At 73.8% G+C, this 16,239-nt stretch carries 19 protein-coding genes; 14 read left to right on the top strand and 5 right to left on the bottom strand.

All coding sequences use genetic code 11. The features are described from left to right. The first annotated feature begins 65 nt into the window (after positions 1-65). The gene (locus tag SM452_RS03355; RefSeq protein ID WP_463839271.1) at positions 66-920 is read left to right on the top strand and encodes an IS5 family transposase; all 855 of its coding nucleotides are present in this window, start codon (positions 66-68) and stop codon (positions 918-920) included. Between the two features lie 69 nt (positions 921-989). Here the strand turns inward: SM452_RS03355 and SM452_RS03350 are convergent, their stop codons facing one another. Continuing rightward, a complete protein-coding gene (locus SM452_RS03350; protein WP_262013188.1) occupies positions 990-1,796 on the bottom strand; it encodes a hypothetical protein in 807 nt (268 codons plus the stop codon). A gap of 74 nt (positions 1,797-1,870) precedes the next feature. Here SM452_RS03350 and SM452_RS03345 point away from each other — a divergent pair, with 74 nt between their 5' ends. Next, positions 1,871-2,815: a Ppx/GppA phosphatase family protein gene (locus SM452_RS03345; RefSeq protein WP_135242189.1), complete on the top strand. Its 945-nt coding sequence runs from the start codon at positions 1,871-1,873 to the stop codon at positions 2,813-2,815. Between the two features lie 75 nt (positions 2,816-2,890). Continuing rightward, on the top strand, positions 2,891-3,697 hold the full coding sequence (locus tag SM452_RS03340; RefSeq protein ID WP_262013187.1) for a sugar phosphate isomerase/epimerase family protein: 807 nt from the start codon (positions 2,891-2,893) through the stop codon (positions 3,695-3,697). 54 nt (positions 3,698-3,751) lie between these two features. Here the strand turns inward: SM452_RS03340 and SM452_RS03335 are convergent, their stop codons facing one another. From SM452_RS03335 to SM452_RS03325, 3 genes are read right to left on the bottom strand one after another with little or no spacing between them, the layout of a single operon-like run. Next, a complete protein-coding gene (locus SM452_RS03335) occupies positions 3,752-4,318 on the bottom strand; it encodes a CGNR zinc finger domain-containing protein (protein ID WP_135242188.1) in 567 nt (188 codons plus the stop codon). 19 nt (positions 4,319-4,337) lie between these two features. After that, the gene (locus tag SM452_RS03330; protein WP_135242187.1) at positions 4,338-5,504 is read right to left on the bottom strand and encodes a glutathionylspermidine synthase family protein; all 1,167 of its coding nucleotides are present in this window, start codon (positions 5,502-5,504) and stop codon (positions 4,338-4,340) included. Position 5,505: 1 nt separating this feature from the next. Beyond that, positions 5,506-5,781 (bottom strand): hypothetical protein, encoded by a 276-nt coding sequence (locus tag SM452_RS03325; protein ID WP_225319763.1) that lies wholly within the window; start codon positions 5,779-5,781, stop codon positions 5,506-5,508. A gap of 118 nt (positions 5,782-5,899) precedes the next feature. Between SM452_RS03325 and SM452_RS03320 the strand changes: the two genes are divergently transcribed. Then, positions 5,900-6,820, top strand: a complete 921-nt coding sequence (locus tag SM452_RS03320; RefSeq protein WP_463839270.1) for a proline dehydrogenase family protein — start codon at positions 5,900-5,902, stop codon at positions 6,818-6,820. A gap of 1 nt (position 6,821) precedes the next feature. Here the strand turns inward: SM452_RS03320 and SM452_RS03315 are convergent, their stop codons facing one another. Then, on the bottom strand, positions 6,822-7,226 hold the full coding sequence (locus SM452_RS03315; RefSeq protein WP_463839269.1) for a VOC family protein: 405 nt from the start codon (positions 7,224-7,226) through the stop codon (positions 6,822-6,824). 76 nt (positions 7,227-7,302) lie between these two features. Here SM452_RS03315 and SM452_RS03310 point away from each other — a divergent pair, with 76 nt between their 5' ends. The 10 genes from SM452_RS03310 (at position 7,303) to SM452_RS03265 (ending at position 16,140) form a co-directional block, all read left to right on the top strand. Next, a complete protein-coding gene (locus SM452_RS03310) occupies positions 7,303-8,097 on the top strand; it encodes an alpha/beta fold hydrolase (protein ID WP_355514753.1) in 795 nt (264 codons plus the stop codon). Next, entirely contained in the window at positions 8,090-8,659 is a 570-nt protein-coding gene (locus tag SM452_RS03305; protein WP_262013183.1) for a TetR/AcrR family transcriptional regulator, read from the top strand. The genes SM452_RS03310 and SM452_RS03305 overlap by 8 nt, the downstream gene beginning before the upstream one ends. Next, complete coding sequence (locus SM452_RS03300; protein ID WP_262013182.1) at positions 8,656-8,991, top strand: YrdB family protein; 336 nt, start codon at positions 8,656-8,658, stop codon at positions 8,989-8,991. The genes SM452_RS03305 and SM452_RS03300 overlap by 4 nt, the downstream gene beginning before the upstream one ends. Positions 8,992-9,107: 116 nt before the next feature. Further along, positions 9,108-10,754 carry a hypothetical protein gene (locus SM452_RS03295; RefSeq protein WP_463839268.1) on the top strand — a complete coding sequence of 549 codons (1,647 nt, stop codon included), beginning with the start codon at positions 9,108-9,110 and terminating at the stop codon, positions 10,752-10,754. Between the two features lie 28 nt (positions 10,755-10,782). Continuing rightward, positions 10,783-12,180: an efflux RND transporter periplasmic adaptor subunit gene (locus tag SM452_RS03290; protein WP_463839267.1), complete on the top strand. Its 1,398-nt coding sequence runs from the start codon at positions 10,783-10,785 to the stop codon at positions 12,178-12,180. Continuing rightward, positions 12,177-13,031: an ABC transporter ATP-binding protein gene (locus SM452_RS03285; RefSeq protein ID WP_262013179.1), complete on the top strand. Its 855-nt coding sequence runs from the start codon at positions 12,177-12,179 to the stop codon at positions 13,029-13,031. The genes SM452_RS03290 and SM452_RS03285 overlap by 4 nt, the downstream gene beginning before the upstream one ends. After that, entirely contained in the window at positions 13,028-14,212 is a 1,185-nt protein-coding gene (locus SM452_RS03280; RefSeq protein WP_269697712.1) for an ABC transporter permease, read from the top strand. Before SM452_RS03285 ends, SM452_RS03280 begins: the two co-directional genes overlap by 4 nt. Before the next feature lie 202 nt (positions 14,213-14,414). Beyond that, the gene (locus SM452_RS03275; RefSeq protein WP_013288759.1) at positions 14,415-14,624 is read left to right on the top strand and encodes a helix-turn-helix domain-containing protein; all 210 of its coding nucleotides are present in this window, start codon (positions 14,415-14,417) and stop codon (positions 14,622-14,624) included. 221 nt (positions 14,625-14,845) lie between these two features. After that, positions 14,846-14,947: a 30S ribosomal protein bS22 gene (locus SM452_RS03270; RefSeq protein WP_007465623.1), complete on the top strand. Its 102-nt coding sequence runs from the start codon at positions 14,846-14,848 to the stop codon at positions 14,945-14,947. Positions 14,948-15,066: 119 nt separating this feature from the next. After that, on the top strand, positions 15,067-16,140 hold the full coding sequence (locus tag SM452_RS03265) for an NAD-dependent epimerase/dehydratase family protein (RefSeq protein WP_262013177.1): 1,074 nt from the start codon (positions 15,067-15,069) through the stop codon (positions 16,138-16,140). The last annotated feature ends 99 nt before the right edge of the window (positions 16,141-16,239 follow it).

Raw genomic sequence — 16,239 nt, 5'->3', positions numbered from 1 at the left:
TAGAAGACAGGCACGGGTCCGTAGATCATCAGAGTTCTCTACGCTCAGTGATCGTCGGGGGTCCCGTGCCTGCCCTGCCATCATCGTTGTTCGAACCCGTCTGGGTCCAGTTCGAGGCGTTGTTGCCGTCGCGGCCTGAGTTCGATCCGGCGCATCCGCTGGGCTGTCACCGACGTCCGGTCCCTGACCGGGTTGTGTTCGAGCACGTCATCGCGGCTCTGGTGCACGGGTCTGGATACGAGCGGGTCGCGTCGGATCGGTGCTCGGACCGCACGATCCGTCGCAGGCTGCGACGGTGGGCCGAGGCTGGGCTGGGTGAGCAGGTCCACCAACTGGCCTTGGATGCCTATGACCGGATGATCGGTCTGGACCTGGCCGATGTCAGTGTCGACGGCGCGATCACGAAAGCCCCCTGCGGCGGTGACCGGGCCGGCAGGTCCCCGGTCGATCGTGGCAAGGGCGGGATGAAACGCTCGACCGGTGTGGAGGGTGCCGGGATCCCGCTCGGGATGGCCGGCACGAGCGCCAACCGCCATGACTCGCCGCTGCTACGTGACACCTTCACCGCCTGCAGCACCCAACTGCGGCACTACTGGCCCGACCAGGTCACCGCGCATCTGGACCGCGCCTACGACAACCGCCCGAGCCGGGACCTGCTCGACGAGTTGGGGTTCGACCCGCAGATCGCCCGCAAGGGTGTGCCTGCCCCGGTCCAGGTCGGCAAGCGCTGGGTGGTGGAACGGACGAACTCGTGGATGAACGGGTTCGGCAAGATCCGCCGCTGCACCGACCGCGACGGCCAGATCATCGACTTCTACCTGTACCTCGCCGCCGCCATCGTCACGATCCGTCAACTCATCCGCCGTGCCCGGACTCTCTACCGCTGGGATACCCGACCCACCACCCGCCGCCTCAAGTAACACCTATTGCCGGTCGCTCTAAGACCAAGAGCTGAAGGCCGGCACCCCGAACCAACGGGGTGCCGGCCTTCACTCGCTTGCGGGGTGCGGGGCGATCGGACCCTGGCGCTGCCGGGCGGCGCAGAGTTCGGCCAGCTTCGCGTATGCGGGCGCGCCGATCAGCGCGGTCAGCTCCGGCCCGTACGAGACGTACATCGGCTCGGCGCCGACGTGCGCGTCGGTGGAGGACGTGCACCACCAGTCGAGGTCGTGCCCGCCCGCGCCCCAGCCGCGCCTGTCGAACTCGGCCAGCGTGGAGATCAGCACCTTGGTGTTGTCGGGCCGCTTGTGCCACTCCTGGTCGCGGCGTACCGGCAACTGCCAGCAGACGTCCGGCTTGTACTCCAGCGGGTGTACCCCGTCGCGCAGCGCCTGGGCGTGCAGCGCGCAGCCGCCCCCACCGGCGAAGTCGGCGTCGTTGAGGAACACGCACGGGGCGTCCACGTCGCGGGTGGCGGTACGCCGGGCCGGCGTCTTGCCGTCGACGGTGTCGTTCTCGGTCCAGTTCTTGAACCCGCGCCGGAAGTGCTGCCACGTCTCCGGCGTCAGCCGCTTCACCGCCGCCCGGACGCGCTTCTCGTCGTCGGAGTCGGTGAAGAACGCGCCGTGCGAGCAGCACCCGTCGGCGGCCCGCCCGGCGATGATGCCGTGGCAGCCCTTGCCGAAGATGCACGTCCAGCGGGACAGCAGCCAGGTCAGGTCGGCGCGGACGACGTGCTTCGCGTCGGCCGGGTCGACGAACTCGATCCACTCCCGTGGGAAGTCCAGCCCGACCTCGCGGCTGCGCGGGTCCTCGGGGTCGTCCACCAGCACGTGAAGCTCGATCTGCCCTGTCACTCGGACCAGCGTACGCGCGGTGACCCCGCCCGGCCGTCGAGCCGACGAAACGTGTTGGCCCTAGGGTCTTCCCCATGCGACTGGGTGTCCTCGACGTCGGTTCCAACACGGTGCACCTGCTGGTGGTCGACGCCCACCACGGCGCGCATCCCTGGCCGGCGCACTCGGAGAAGGTGGTGCTGCGGCTGGCCGAGCAGATCGGGCCGGACGGCGCGCTCACCGACGGCGGCGCGGACGGCCTGGTGAAGGCGGTCGGAATGGCCCGGGCGGCGGCTGACGGGCTGGGCGCCGAGGATCTGCTGGCGTTCGCGACGAGCGCGGTCCGCGACGCCACGAACGCCGCCGACGTGCTGGCGCGCGTCCGCGACGAGACTGGCGTACGCCTGGAGGTGCTCTCCGGTGCGGACGAGGCGCGGATGACGTTCCTGGCGGTGCGGCGGTGGTTCGGCTGGTCCGCGGGCCGGCTGCTGGCGATGGACATCGGCGGCGGCTCGCTGGAGCTGGCCGCCGGCATCGACGAGCACCCTGATGTGGCGATCTCGCTGCCGCTCGGCGCGGGGCGGCTCAGCCGGGAGCGGCTCGCCGTGGATCCGGCCGGCACGGCGCCGCCGTCGGCCGAGGCCGTGGAGGAACTGCGGGCGTACGTGGACGCGCAGCTCGACCCGGTGGTGGAGCAGTTGACAGCGGTGGGCTGGGAGCGTCCGGTCGCCACCTCGAAGACGTTCCGCACGCTGGCCCGGCTGGCCGGCGCCGCGCCTTCGGGCGCGGGTCTGTGGGCGCGCCGCAGCCTGACCCGTACCGGCCTGCGGCAGGTGCTGGGGTTCGTGCGGCACATCCCGCCGGCCCAGCTGCCCGAGCTGGAGGGCGTCAGCGCGCAGCGGGCGCACCAGCTCCTCGCCGGCGCGGTGGTGGCGGAGGCGGTGATGCGCCGCCTCGACGTGGACTGCGTGGACATCTGCCCGTGGGCGCTGCGAGAGGGCGTCATCCTGCGCCGGCTGGATCAGCTCGCGCCGATGTGACCGTACGAGCGCTCTGGGTTGCTTTGCGGTTGCTCGTCCCGATGCTCGCTGGCGGTTGGAGCTACCCTCGAAGGCGTGACCTACCGCGTTCCGGTGCTCCTGTCCACGTCCTCGGTCTTCCCCGAACGGACCGCGGCGGCGTTCCAGCTCGCCGCCGAGCTCGGCTACGACGGCATCGAGGTGATGGTCTGGACCGACCCGGTCAGCCAGGACGCGGGCGCGCTGCGCGGCCTCGCCGAGCACTACGGCGTCCCGGTGCTGTCGGTTCACGCCCCGTGCCTGCTCGTCACCCAGCGGGTGTGGAGCCCCGACCCGTGGGAGCGGCTGCGTAAGGCCGCCGAGCTGGCCGAGACGCTGGAGGCGCCCACTGTCGTGGTGCATCCGCCGTTCACCTGGCAGCGTGACTACGCGCGCACCTTCGCCGACGGGCTCGACACGATCGCCGGGCAGTTCGGCGGGGTGCACTTCGGGGTGGAGAACATGTACCCGGTGCGGATGGCGGGGCGGCAGTTCGTCCCGTACGCGCCGGGCTGGGATCCCACCGAGATCGGGTACGCCTCGTACACGCTGGATCTGTCGCACTGCGCGGCCTCGCACACGGACGCGTTGGCGATGGCCGACCGGATGGGTTCCGGGCTGGCGCACGTGCACCTGGGCGACGGCACCGGCGAGGGGCGCGACGAGCACCTGGTGCCCGGTCGCGGCGGGCAGCCCTGCGCGGAGATGCTGCGTTCGCTGGCCGGGCGGGGGTTCACCGGCTCGGTGGCGGTGGAGGTGACCACCCGGGGCGCGAAGAGCCGCGCGGTCCGGGAGGCGGACCTGCGGGAGTCGCTGGAGTTCGCCCGGGCCAACCTGACCGCGCCGTCGCCTGTCGACGTCTGACGGGCACGCGCCGCCCCGGCCGCCGCTCGCACAAGGCGGCCGGAGCGCCGGGGGTCAGCTCACCGGGGACAGCGGCTGCGCCGGGACGGCCTGCTCGCCGACCGCGGCGCGCTTGCGGGCCCGATGTGCCGCCACGTGGGAGCGGGTGGCGCAGCGCTCGGAGCAGAACCGCCGGCAGCAGTTGGACGAGGTGTCCAGGTAGACGTTGCCGCAGCGGTCGTCGGCGCAGACCCCGAAGCGGGCGCTGCCGTACTCGCACAGCCACACCGACAGGCCCCAGACCGCGCCGGCCAGGTATTCGGAGGAGACCGACGCACCCCGGCTGGTCACGTGCATGTGCCAGTCGGAGGAGTCGTGCCCGGAGATGCGTGGCTGCACCGGGAACGCCTCCAGCAGCGCGTTCAGCTCGGCGACCGCGTCGGCGTCCCGGCCCGAGGTGCCGTACTCGAAGACGTCCCGGAGGCGCTTCTGGGCCCGCCGGAAGATCGCCAGGTCCCGTTCCGCGACCTCGTCGCGCATCCAGCCCTGCTCGTCCGAGAAGACGGCCCGCAGGCCGTCCAGGTCGTCCAGCCGGGCGTTGACGAGCTCGACCCCGGTCCGGGCGTACGCGTCGAAGTTCACGACACCAACGGTAGACGACTCAGAGCACACGCGGTGCGTCGATGTAGTGGGGCAGGAACCGCGCGTAACCGTCAGTGATGAGGCTCTCGCTCTCGCGGACCCCGGCACCTGCCGACTCGCCGTCCACGATCCAGCTGCCGAGCACCGTCCGGTTGCCTTCGAACTCGGGCAACGCGCGGAACTCCTGGAAGCAGAAGCCCTCGTCGCCGTAGATCCCCGGGTTGGTGATCTCCGTGTCGCCGGTCACGATGCGTACCGAGCCGCCCTCTCGGCCGAGCAGCGGCTTGGCCACGTACTCGGTCATGCCGCGCGGCGAGTCCAGGTACGCGGGCAGCAGGTAGTCGTGCCCCGGGTACATCTCCCAGAGCACGGCGAGCAGCGCCTTGTTCGACAGCAGCAGCTTCCACGCCGGCTCGATCCAGGTGGTGGGCGTGCCCGGGTCGAGCGCCGGCCGCCCGTACGGCTCGGCCAGCATCCACTCCCAGGGGTAGAGCTTGAAGCAGGTGGTGATCGGCCGGTCGTCGGCGTCGACGAAGCGCCGCCCGTCCCAGCCGACCTGCTGGATCGGCATGAGCGTCACGTCCAGCCCGGCCTGGCGGGCCGTCTCGGCCAGGTAGCCGGCGGTGATCTGGTCCTCGCCCGACTCCTCCTCGGAGGACCAGAGCACGTGCGCCCGCGGCTCGTGCAGCCCGGCGCCGATCTTGGCCCAGGCGCCCACCAGGCGTTCGTGCAGGCTGTTCCACTGGTCCGCGTCCGGGCGGGTGTGCTCCAGCCAGTACCACTGCACGATGCTCGCCTCGACCAGGGCGGTCGGGGTGTCGGCGTTGTACTCCAGCATCTTCGGCGGCCCGCTGCCGTCGTACCAGAGGTCGAACCGGCCGTAGAGCGTCGGCGGGGACTCCCGCAGCGAGCGGGCGACCGCCTCGGCGGCCCACTCGGGGATGCCGAACTCGGCGTACCGGCGGCGGGCCACCACGTGCTCGGCGGCGGCCACCGACATCCGGTGCAGTTCCTCCGTGGCCTCCTCCAGCCGGAGCACCTCGTCGAGCGTGAACGAGTACGCGGCCGTCTCGTCCCAGTACGACATGATCTCGCCGTCGGGCAGCTCGGTGTCGACGTACACCAGGCCCTGGGCCCGGATGGTCTCGTCCCAGCCGGGGCGCGGCGTGCTCGCCTCGCGGCGCACGTCAGCCGCCGCAGGAGGCGAGGTGGGTGCCGAACCCGCCGCGCTCGGGCAGGGCGGCCGTCGGGGCGGGCTCGCCGCGCGCGGCGGTGGCCGGCGCGGGCACGAGCAGGGCGACCGCGACGGTGTCGCCACCTCCGCCGGCCGGCCCGAGCGCGCAGTCGTCATCGTCGTCGTCGTAACCGTTGTTGCAGCCGGAGAGCGCGAGGGCCAGCGCGGTCAGCGCGCCGAGCTGCACGGAGGCCGAGCGGAGCCGGCGCCGGGGGTGTCGTCGATCCACGTGAACGTTGTAGCCGATCCCCGCCAGCCGGGGGTGCCCGGGCCGGGCCGGAGGACGGGAGGGAGCGGGCCTCGGACGCACCCGGCGAGGGCCCGGTGGTGAGCGTTACGCTCGGCTCATGCTCCGTTCCGTCATCCTCGCCGCCTCCCGGTCTTCCCAGGTGGAGCGGCTCGTCGCGACGGCCCCGTTCACCCGGGACGTCGTCCGCCGGTTCGTCGCCGGCGCCGCCACCGACGACGCGCTGCGCGCAACCCGCGAGCTGGTCGCCGACGGCCAAGCGGTCACCCTCGACTACCTGGGCGAGGACACCACCACCCCGGAGCAGGCGAACGCCACCCGGGACGAGTACCTCACGCTGCTGAGCCGCCTCGCCACCGCCGGGCTCACCCCGGCCGCCGAGGTCAGCGTGAAGCTGTCCGCGCTGGGCCAGATGTTCGACGAGCAGCTCGCGTACGACAACGCGCGGGCGATCTGCGCGGCGGCCGACGCGGCGGGCACCACTGTCACGCTCGACATGGAGGACCACACCACCACCGACTCGACGCTGGACATCCTGGCGAAGCTCCGCAAGGACCACCCGTCGACCGGTGCGGTGCTCCAGGCGTACCTGCGGCGGACCGAGTCGGACTGCCGGGAGCTGGCCTCGGCCGGGTCGCGGGTGCGGCTGTGCAAGGGCGCGTACAAGGAGCCGGAGTCGGTGGCGTACCAGTCCGCCCGCGAGGTGGACAAGTCGTACGTGCGCTGCATGAACGTGCTGATGTCCGGCGACGGCTACCCGATGCTCGCCACGCACGACCCGCGGCTGATCGCGATCGGTGAGGACCGGGCGCGCTGGTTCGACCGCGACCCGGGCCGGTTCGAGTTCCAGATGCTCTACGGCATCCGCCCGGAGGAGCAGCAGCGCCTGGTCGGCGAGGGCTACACGGTGCGGACGTACGTCCCCTACGGCGACCAGTGGTACGGCTACCTGATGCGCCGGCTCGCGGAGCGCCCGGCCAACCTGGCGTTCTTCGGCCGCGCGGTGCTGTCGAAGAAGTGAGTCACCCGTTCGACCAGGCCCGGGTGCACAGCACGAGGCGGTAGCCGTCCGGGTCGGCGAACGTGACACCCCACCTGTCCCAGTGCGGGCCGGCGGAGACCCTGGTCCCGCCGGCCCGTTCCAGTCTCGGGACCAGCTCGTCGTCGGCCGGGCCGTCGAGATAGAGCACGAACAGGTCCTCTCCGGTGGGACGCGGCTCGTCCGTGAGCGTCGCGCCGCCGACCAGCTCCAGGTGCCAGCCGGCCCCGGGCAGGCCGAGCATCACCAGGTCGTGCTCGTCCGCGTGGCCGCCCTCGCTCCGGTAGAGCACGTCCAGGCCGAGCCCCTGCGTCCAGAACCGCTCGGCGGCGGCCAGGTCGCGGCTCGGGCGGGCGAGGCGTACGTGCGTGTCGGCGGTGATCGGCATGCAGGCGATCGTGCGACCTCACCTCGGGTTGAGGTCAAGCTTGACGAGCCTGGCTAATAGCCTTAGCTTTAAGGCTATGACAGTTAGCCAGACGGCGCGGGACGGCGGCACTATCGCGTACGAGGTGCACGGGTCGGGACCGCTCGTGGTCCTCGCGCACGGCATGGGGGAGAACCGGGCCGCCTTCCGGCACCTGACGCCCCGGCTGGTCGCGGCCGGCTACCGGGTCGCCGCTGTCGACGTCCGCGGGCACGGCGACTCCAGCCCGCACTGGCCCACGTACGCCCCGGAGCACGTCGGCGGCGACCTGCTCGCCGTGGTGCGGGCGCTCGGCGGCGAGCCCGCCACCCTGGTCGGCAGCTCGTCCAGCGCCGCCGCGATCGTCTTCGCCGCCGCCGAGGCACCCGACCTGGTCAGTGGCATCGTGCAGGTCAGCCCGTTCGTCGGCACGCCGAAGCCGAACCCGCTGATGCGTGTGGCGCAGGCGGCAGTGCTGCGCAGCCCTCGGCTGTTCGGGCTGTTCCACCGCACGCTGTTCCCCTGCGGGCGGCCGGCGGACGACGCCGCGTACCGCAAGGAGCTCGTCGCCAAGCTGCGCGGCCGGATGGCCGCGGTGCGCGGCGTGATCGCGCCGGCCGACCCGCACTGGACCGCCCGGGCGCCCGAGGTGCGCCGGCCGGTGCTGGTGCTGATGGGTACGAAGGACCCGGACTTCCCCGACCCGGGCGCCGAGGCGCGGGCCGCACGCCGGCTGTTCGCCGTGGCCGAGGCCCGGATGGTCGCCGACTCCGGGCACTACCCGCACGCCGACCAGCCCGAGGCCACCGCCGCCGACCTGGTCGAGTTCCTGGCGGTGACCGCGCGTGCCTAGGGCCGGCCTGACCCCGGCGACTGTCGTGCGGGAGGCCGCCGCGCTCGCCGACGAGGTCGGCTACGAGAAGCTGACCCTGGCCGCGCTCGCCGCCCGGCTCGGTGTCGCGCTGCCGAGCCTCTACAAGCACGTCCGGGGCGCGGACGCGCTGCACCAGAAGCTCGCGGTGCTCGCCACCGCCGAGATCGCCGACGTGCTCACGGCCGCTGCCGCGGGTCGCTCCGGCGGCGACGCGTTGCGCGCCGTCGCCGCCGCCTACCGGGAGTACGCACGGCAGTACCCCGGCCGCTACCCGGCCGCCCAGCGGGCACCCGACCCGGCCGACCCCGACCACCTGGCCGCCGGGCAGCGCGCGGTCGGCGCGGTCCGCGCCATCCTGCTCGGGTACGGCCTCGACGGCGACGCCGCCACCGACGCCATCCGGATGTTCCGGGCCGCCGTGCACGGCTTCGTCGCCCTGGAGGCGGCGGGCGGATTCGGGCTGCCCCGCGACACCGACCGTTCCTTCGGCGAGATGATCGCCGGCCTGGACCGCGCCTACCTCTCCTGGGAGAACCGATGAAGGCCCTGCTGCTGGGCGTGATCTTCCTGCTGGAACTGGCCCTGCTGGGCTCGGCCGGGTACTGGGGCTTCACGCTCGGCGCCGGCTGGCCGGTACGCCTGCTGGCCGGGCTCGGTACGCCGCTGGTGATCGCCGTGGTGTGGGGCCTGTTCTGCTCGCCGCGTGCCGCGGTGACGCTGCCCGACCCGGCCAAGCTCGCCGTCCAGGCCGCCTGCTTCCTGACCGGCGGCGTGCTGCTGACCCTGGCCGGCCACGCGGCCCCCGGAGTGGCCCTGGTGGCCCTGTGGGCGGCCGACAAGACCGCGTTGACGCTGACCGGCACCCCGATCTGAGAGATCTTGGAAGGATTCGGCCCCTCCGGGGGCACTTTCCTACCAAGATCTCGGGGCGCGGCGGAACAGTGACGGGACTCTTTCCCGGAACGCCCGATTGGTCGTACCCTTCGCCGGTGACCGACGGCGACGAGCAGCCTCCCGGCCGGACGACGGACGGCGACGAGCCTCGCCCCGTCGATGCCGCCGCCGCGAGCGCCGACAAGGCGAGCACCGCCGACACGAGCACCGACGCCGACCGCGCCGCCGACACGAGCGCCGCCGAAACCAGCGCCGACGCCGACCGCGCCGCCGACACGAGCGCCGCCGTCGTCAGCGCTGACGACACCCCCGCCGACGACGCCGCCCACACCGCCGAGGCCGACGCCGACAGCACCGCCGCCCCCGCCGAGGTGGACGCCGCCGTCGGCGTGCCCGCCCCGGCACCGGACGCGGCGTCGTTGCCGCACCCCGCCGCTGGTCCGGCGCCGTACCCCGTACCGCCGGCGCAGCCGGACCCGGCGCGGACGCGGACGGTGCGGCAACGGCGGCGGTGGCTGCTCTGGACGGTGCTCGGACTCGCGCTCGGCCTGGTGGCGGGCGCGGTGCCCGGCGTACTCCTGCGGGAGTCGGCGCCCGACGCGGCCGGGCGGCCGGCCGCGAAGGACGAGCCGGGCACGGCGGCGCAGCGGCGGCTCGGCGAGCGGATGCTCGCGCTGCTGGACCGGCAGGCCACCGCGCTGGTCGGCGCGGACCCGGCCGGCTTCCTCGCGGTCGCCGAGCCGGCGGCCCGGCCGGCGCTGAGCCGCCGGTATGCGGCGCTGCGGGCGCTGCGGGTCACCGTGTGGCGGCCGGCGGCCGACGGGGTGCCGCAGGCCGTCGAGGGGCGGCCGGGGGAGTGGCGGCAGAAGGTGACTGTGGGCTACTGCTTCGTGGTGCCGGACTGCGCGCCGAGCACTGTGGAGCTGGGCGCGCGCTGGCGGCTGGCGGGGGAGGAACCCCGGCTGACCGCGCTGGAACCGTCCGAGGCGGACCCGGCCGGGGTACGGCCGTGGCAGGCGAACGACCTGGCCGTGACGGTCGGCAAGCGCGTGGTGGTGGCCACCACGGCGGCCCAGCGGCGCAAGTTGCCCGGCCTGCTCGCCCAGGCGGAGACCGCGGCCCGGGCCGCGGACCGGTACGCGATCGGCGGCCGGCCGCCGGACCGGTACCTCGTCTACTACGCCGGGAAGGGCGAGTGGCAGCGCTGGTACGGCGGCGGGCGGCCGAAGTGGACGGCCGGTTACGCGGTGGGTGTCGGCGGTGGGCGTCACGACGTGGTGCTCAACGCCCAGATCGTCACCCCGGCCGGCCTGGACGACCTGCTCCGGCACGAGCTGACCCACGCCGCCTCGCTGCCCGACCGGGGCTACGCCGACCGCGCGGACTGGTGGCTGGTGGAGGGGCTGGCCGAGTACGCCGGTGCCGACGGCCAGCCGGTGCACCGCTACGACGGCCTGACCGAGGTGCGGGACCTGCTGCGCGGCGGGTGGTCCGGGCGGCTGGACGAGGTGGCGCCGGCCGACGACGCGAGCGACGACCGGGTCGGCGGCGCGTACGGCGTCGGCTACCTGGCCGTACACCATCTCGTCGACAGGTACGGCGAGCAGCGGATGCTGGACTTCTACCGGGCCGTGGTGCACCAGGGACGGACCCCGGAGCAGGCCGCCGACGAGGTGTTCGGCGACCAGTGGTCGATGCTGCACGACGACTGCGTGGCCTACGTGCGGGCCGTCGTCGGCTGAACGTCGACACCTGTCGACGGGTCGTAGCATGGGCCGGGTGGCCCGCACTCCCTCGCCGCGGCTGCCCGCGGCCCGCCGCCCCCGTCTCGTCACCGCGGTGCTCGCCGTCGTCGCGCTGACCGGCACGACCGCCGCGTCCTGCGGCGACGACGCCCCGGCGGTGACAGTCGCCGAGGTGGGCCGCGCGCCGGTGAGCGAGGTGATCGACGCCCCGGCCACAGTCACCGCGCGGGCCGCGGCCACCCTCACCGCACCCGCCGACGGCACGCTCGCCCGCCTGCGGGTGCAGCCCGGGCAGCGGGTGACCCGAGGGCAGGTACTCGCGGTGATCGACTCGCCGTCGGCCCGGGACCGCCTGGCGAAGGCGCGGGACGCGTTGCGCGCGGCTAAGCGGGCCGGGCGGGGCACCGGCACCGGCGACCTGGGCGGGAGCCGGCGCGGCACCGACCGGGCCGCCGACGAGGCGTTCGCCGCCGCCCGCGCCGCCGCCGGCAAGGTCGGCGACCCGCAGGTACGCGCCGCGCTGCTGCTCCAGGTCCAGTCGGCGCAGCGGCAGTACGAGTCGGCCGCCCGCGCCGCCGACCGGGCCGTGGCCCAGGTGCAGCGCGGCGTCGCCGGCCTGAACAGCGCTGTCGGCGCGCTGTCGGCCGCGCAACGACTCCAGGCCCAGCAGGCGTACGACCTGGCGAAGGCGACTGTGGACGCGTTGACGTTGCGCGCGCCGATCGCCGGTGTGGTGCAGCCGGGCGGCACCCGGTCGGCGGCACCGGCCGACCTGGCCGGGCTGCTGGGTGCGGCGGGTGGCGCCGGGGTGCCCGGTCTGGATCCGTCGGCGCTGGCCGGTGGCGGGCAGGGCGGCCCGCCGCCGGGGGTGGACGACGCGATCCCGGCCGGCGGCCGGGTCACCGCCGGCACGCCGGTGCTCACAGTGGTGGACATCGGCCGGCTCGGCCTGCTCGCCGAGGTGGACGAGACCGACGTGCTGCTGGTCCGGGCCGGGGTGCCCGCGTCGGTCGAGCTGGACGCGGTGACCGGCGCGACGTACGACGCCACGGTGCGGTCGGTCGACGTGCTGCCGACCAGCTCGGCGCGGGGTGGCGTCACCTACCGGGTCCGCCTCGACCTGGGCGCCGGACGCCTCGGTGAGGCCGAGGCCGCCCCGGCGCCCCGCCCCGGCATGAACGCTGTCGTGCGGCTGCGGGTGCGGGAAGCAGCCGACGCGGTGGCGGTGCCGGCGTCGGCGGTGTTCTCCACCGACGGGCGGGACGCGGTCTGGGTGCTGCGCGACGGCCGGGCCGACCGGGTGCCGGTGACGGTGGGCGTGCAGGGGCAGGACCTGGTGCAGATCGTCGACGGCGTACGGGCCGGTGACCGCGTGGTGGTGCGCGGCGCCGACCAGGTGCGCGACGGCCAGGAACTCCCGTGACCGTACCGGCGGTCGAGGCGGTCGACGTCTGGCGCACGTACGAGCTGGACGGGGTCTCGGTGTCCGCGCTGCGCGGGGTGTCGCTCACCATCGACCAGGGCGAGTACGTGGCGGTGATCGGTCCGTCCGGCTCGGGCAAGTCGACGCTCATGCACCTGCTCGGCGGGCTGGACCGGCCCAGCGGCGGTCGGCTGGTGATCGGCGGGCGGGACGTGACCACGCTCACCGCGCCGGAGCTGGCGACGCTGCGCAACGAGACGATCGGCTTCGTGTTCCAGGCGTTCCACCTGCTGGCCCGGACGTCGGCAGTGGACAACGTGGCGTTGCCGCTGGTCTACCGGGGTGTCTCGGCGCGGCAGCGGCGGGAGCGGGCGGCGGCGATGCTGGGCCGGGTCGGGCTCGGCCACCGGCTGCACCACCGGCCCAACCAGCTCTCCGGCGGCGAGCAGCAGCGGGTGGCGATCGCCCGGGCGCTTGTGACCGAACCGGCGGTGCTGCTCGCCGACGAGCCGACCGGCAACCTGGACAGCGCCACCGGCGAGGCGGTGCTGGAACTGCTGGAACAGCTGAACGCCGAGTCCGGGGTGGCGCTGGTGATGGTGACCCACGACCAGGAGGTGGCCGCCCGGGCACACCGGCGCATCGCGGTACGGGACGGGCTGATCCGGTCCGACAGCCTTCATGATCGACCGCCGTCGGACGGCTCCGGCGTACCTGCGACACTGGACCCCGCTCCCAGCGCGGAGCCCCGGTCCGCGTCCGGAAGCGGCCCGGGGCACCCGCCCGGTGGCCCCGGTGGCGCCACCAGGGCCACCGGGCGCCTTCCGCGCGGCGGGGGCGACGCCGGATGAGGCTGGCCGAGGCATGGCGGGTGGCGTCGGACGCGTTGCGGGCCAACCGGATGCGCAGCCTGCTGACCATGCTCGGGGTGATCATCGGGGTGGCCTCGGTGGTGATCCTGGTAGCCATCGGCACCGGCACGAAACAGCAGGTCGAGCAGCAGGTCGAAGGGCTCGGCTCGAACCTGCTGCTGGTGGTGCCGGGCCGGATCGAGGTGGGCACTGCGCCGGTGGTCTCGCCGCTGGACCTCAGCGACGCGGACGCCGTCTCCCGGGTGGTCGGCGACCCCGGCCGGGTCGCCGTCACGGTGGCCTCCGGCGCGACCGCCCGGGCCGGCAACCGGTCCGACTTCACCACCGTGCAGGGCGTCCTGGAGACCACCCCGTCGGTGTTCACCAGATCGCTGTCGCGGGGCCGCTACCTCACCGGGGCGGACGTGGACACCAGCCGCCGGGTGGCGGTGCTCGGCGACTCGGTGGCCCGGGCGCTCTTCCCCGACCGTGACCCGCTCGGCCAGCAGGTCACGCTGGCCGGGGTGCGGTTCCGGGTGATCGGCGTCTTCGCCCCGCTCGGGCAGAGCCTCGGCGTGGACCGGGACGACGAGGTGCACGTACCGGTGACGGCGGCGCAACGGCTCTGGGGCACCCAGCGCATCGACGGCATCGCGGTGAAGGCGCCGGACCGGGAGCGGATCGACGAACTCGGTGACCGGATCGTCGCGGAACTGTCCCGCCGGCACCCGGACACCGAGTTCAGCGCCGTCACCCAGCGGCAGATCCTCGGCGTGCTCGGCGACATCCTCGGCGTGCTGACCGGCGTACTGGCCGCCATCGCGGGCATCTCGCTGCTCGTCGGCGGCGTCGGTGTCTCCAACATCATGCTGGTCTCGGTACGCGAGCGGACCCGCGAGATCGGCCTGCGCAAGGCGGTCGGCGCCCGCCCCCGCGACATCGGCGTGCAGTTCCTGCTGGAGGCGGTGCTGCTGACCTCGGTGGGCGGCCTGACCGGGATGGCGCTGGGCGTGGGCACCGCGCTGCTCGTGGACGCGTTCTCGCCGATCCCGGCGGCGATCACCTGGTGGTCGCTGGCGCTGGCGTTCGGTGTCTCCGCGGCGGTCGGCATCGTCTTCGGCGTGGTGCCGGCGCAGCGGGCCGGACGGCTCGATCCGGTGGTGGCGCTGCGCGCCGAGTAGCCGGATCGGACGAGACACCCGTCCGGGCGAAAAACCCCTGGTGGACATCGGGTGAACGGCTGCCTCGCCATGATCAAAGGGTGGAAGGGATCGCGCAGGTCACAGCCGTCCCGCTACCGTACTGGTTACACGCGCGTCGCTCGTCGAGGCGGGAACACCTGCCCGGTGACACGCGCCGGGCACGGGAATGGGTCGGTGAGCCATGGCCGGGTCGCAGTCCGACGCACGGCTGTCGGATGTCAGGTTCCTGACCGTCGCCGAGGTGGCGACGGTCATGCGGGTCTCCAAGATGACCGTCTACCGCCTCGTGCACAGCGGTGAGCTGACCGCGGTACGGGTCGGCCGGTCGTTCCGGGTGCCCGAGCACGCCGTGCACGAATACCTCCGGGGCGCCTTCCAGGAGTCCGCCTGAGCCCTCGGCGCACCGGTCCGCCGAGTGCGACGAAAAGGGGCATCGACGGGGGCGCGTTGGTCCTGCTGACGCACTCCGGTTAGGCTGGGCCACGACCGTGACCGCTCTCTGGTGTGCCCTGCCCACCACGCTGGTCCGGTCCGTTGTCCGCAAGCGGTCACGGCGCCACCCGTGGTGGTGCCGTCCGGTCCGCCCCGCACGTTGCATCGAAAGGCTTTCGTATGGGCTCGGTGGTCAAGAAGCGCCGCAAGCGCATGGCTAAGAAGAAGCACCGCAAGCTGCTGCGCAAGACCCGCGTCCAGCGTCGCCGTCTCGGCAAGTGACCGGGGCCGGGCAGCAGCCCGGCACCGGCACCACTTGCCAACTGTCGACCCTCGGAGGCTCAGGTGATCAGGCCGCGGACGTCCCGGCTCGATCCCGCCTGCCGCGCTAGGCGCACGACATGACCCCCGGTGACACCTCCGGTGCCCCGGGGGTCGTCGTCGTCACCGGGGTCGGCCGCTGGCTCGGCGCCCACGTGGCCGCCCGGCTCGCCGCCGACGAGCGGATCGAACGCGTCATCGGGGTCGACCCGGCACCAGCCAACCCCGAGCTGACCGACCTGCTCTCCGACGTCGAACGCATCCGCCTGGACCTCGACTCCCTCGGCGGCCTCCTGCACGACCTCGACGTCGACACCGTGGTGCACCTGGCGCTCGTCACCGCCCCCGACCCGCAGCAGGGCGGCCGGGCGGGGATGAAGGAACAGAACGTCATCGGCACCATGCAGCTGCTCGCCGCCGCGCAACGCGCGCCCCGGCTGCGCAAGCTCGTGGTCCGCTCGTCCACCGCCGCGTACGGGGTGTCGTTTCGCGATCCGGCCGTCTTCACCGAGGAGACCGAGCCGCGCGAGGTGCCGCGCGGCGGCTTCGGCCGCGACATCCTCGACATCGAGGGGTACGTCCGCGGGTTCCGCCGCCGTCGGCCCGACGTCACCGCGACGGTGCTGCGCTTCGCGCCGTTCATCGGGTACGCCGCCGACACCACGCTCACCCGCTACTTCTCCCAGCCGGTGGTGCCCACCGTCTTCGGCCGCGACCCGCGCCTGCAGTTCGTGCACTTCGACGACGCGCTGGAGGTGCTGCACCGGTCCGTCGCCGAGGACCACCCGGGCACGTACAACGTCGCCGGGCCGGGGGTGCTGTCGCTGTCGCAGGCGATCCGCCGGGCCGGCCGGGTGGCGGTGCCGGTGCTGGAACCGGGCCTGGCCGGGGTCGCCGCGATCGCCCGCAGTCTGGGCTTCGGCCGCTACGGGTTGGATCAGGTGGACCTCTTCGTGCACGGTCGGGTGGTGGACACCAGCCGACTGGAGCGGGAGTACGGCTTCACGCCCCGCTCGACCGCCGCCGCGTTCGAGGACTTCATCCGCGCCCACCACGGCGGCGTCGTGGTCACCCGCGATCAGCTCGCCGCCGCCGAGCAGTTGGTGCTGGAGAGCATCCGGCAGGTCCGCTCGACCGTACGGGAGCGTTCGTGAACAGCCCCGACGAGCGGCGTGACGGGCGCTTCGACGTACCGCTGGGTGTGCCGGATCCGGGCGCGGAGCCGGCGCGGCGCAACGGGCACCGCCGCGTGA

Source organism: Micromonospora sp. SYSU B005 (genome assembly GCF_055362685.1).
This window is presented reverse-complemented; position numbering and strand designations above follow the sequence as displayed.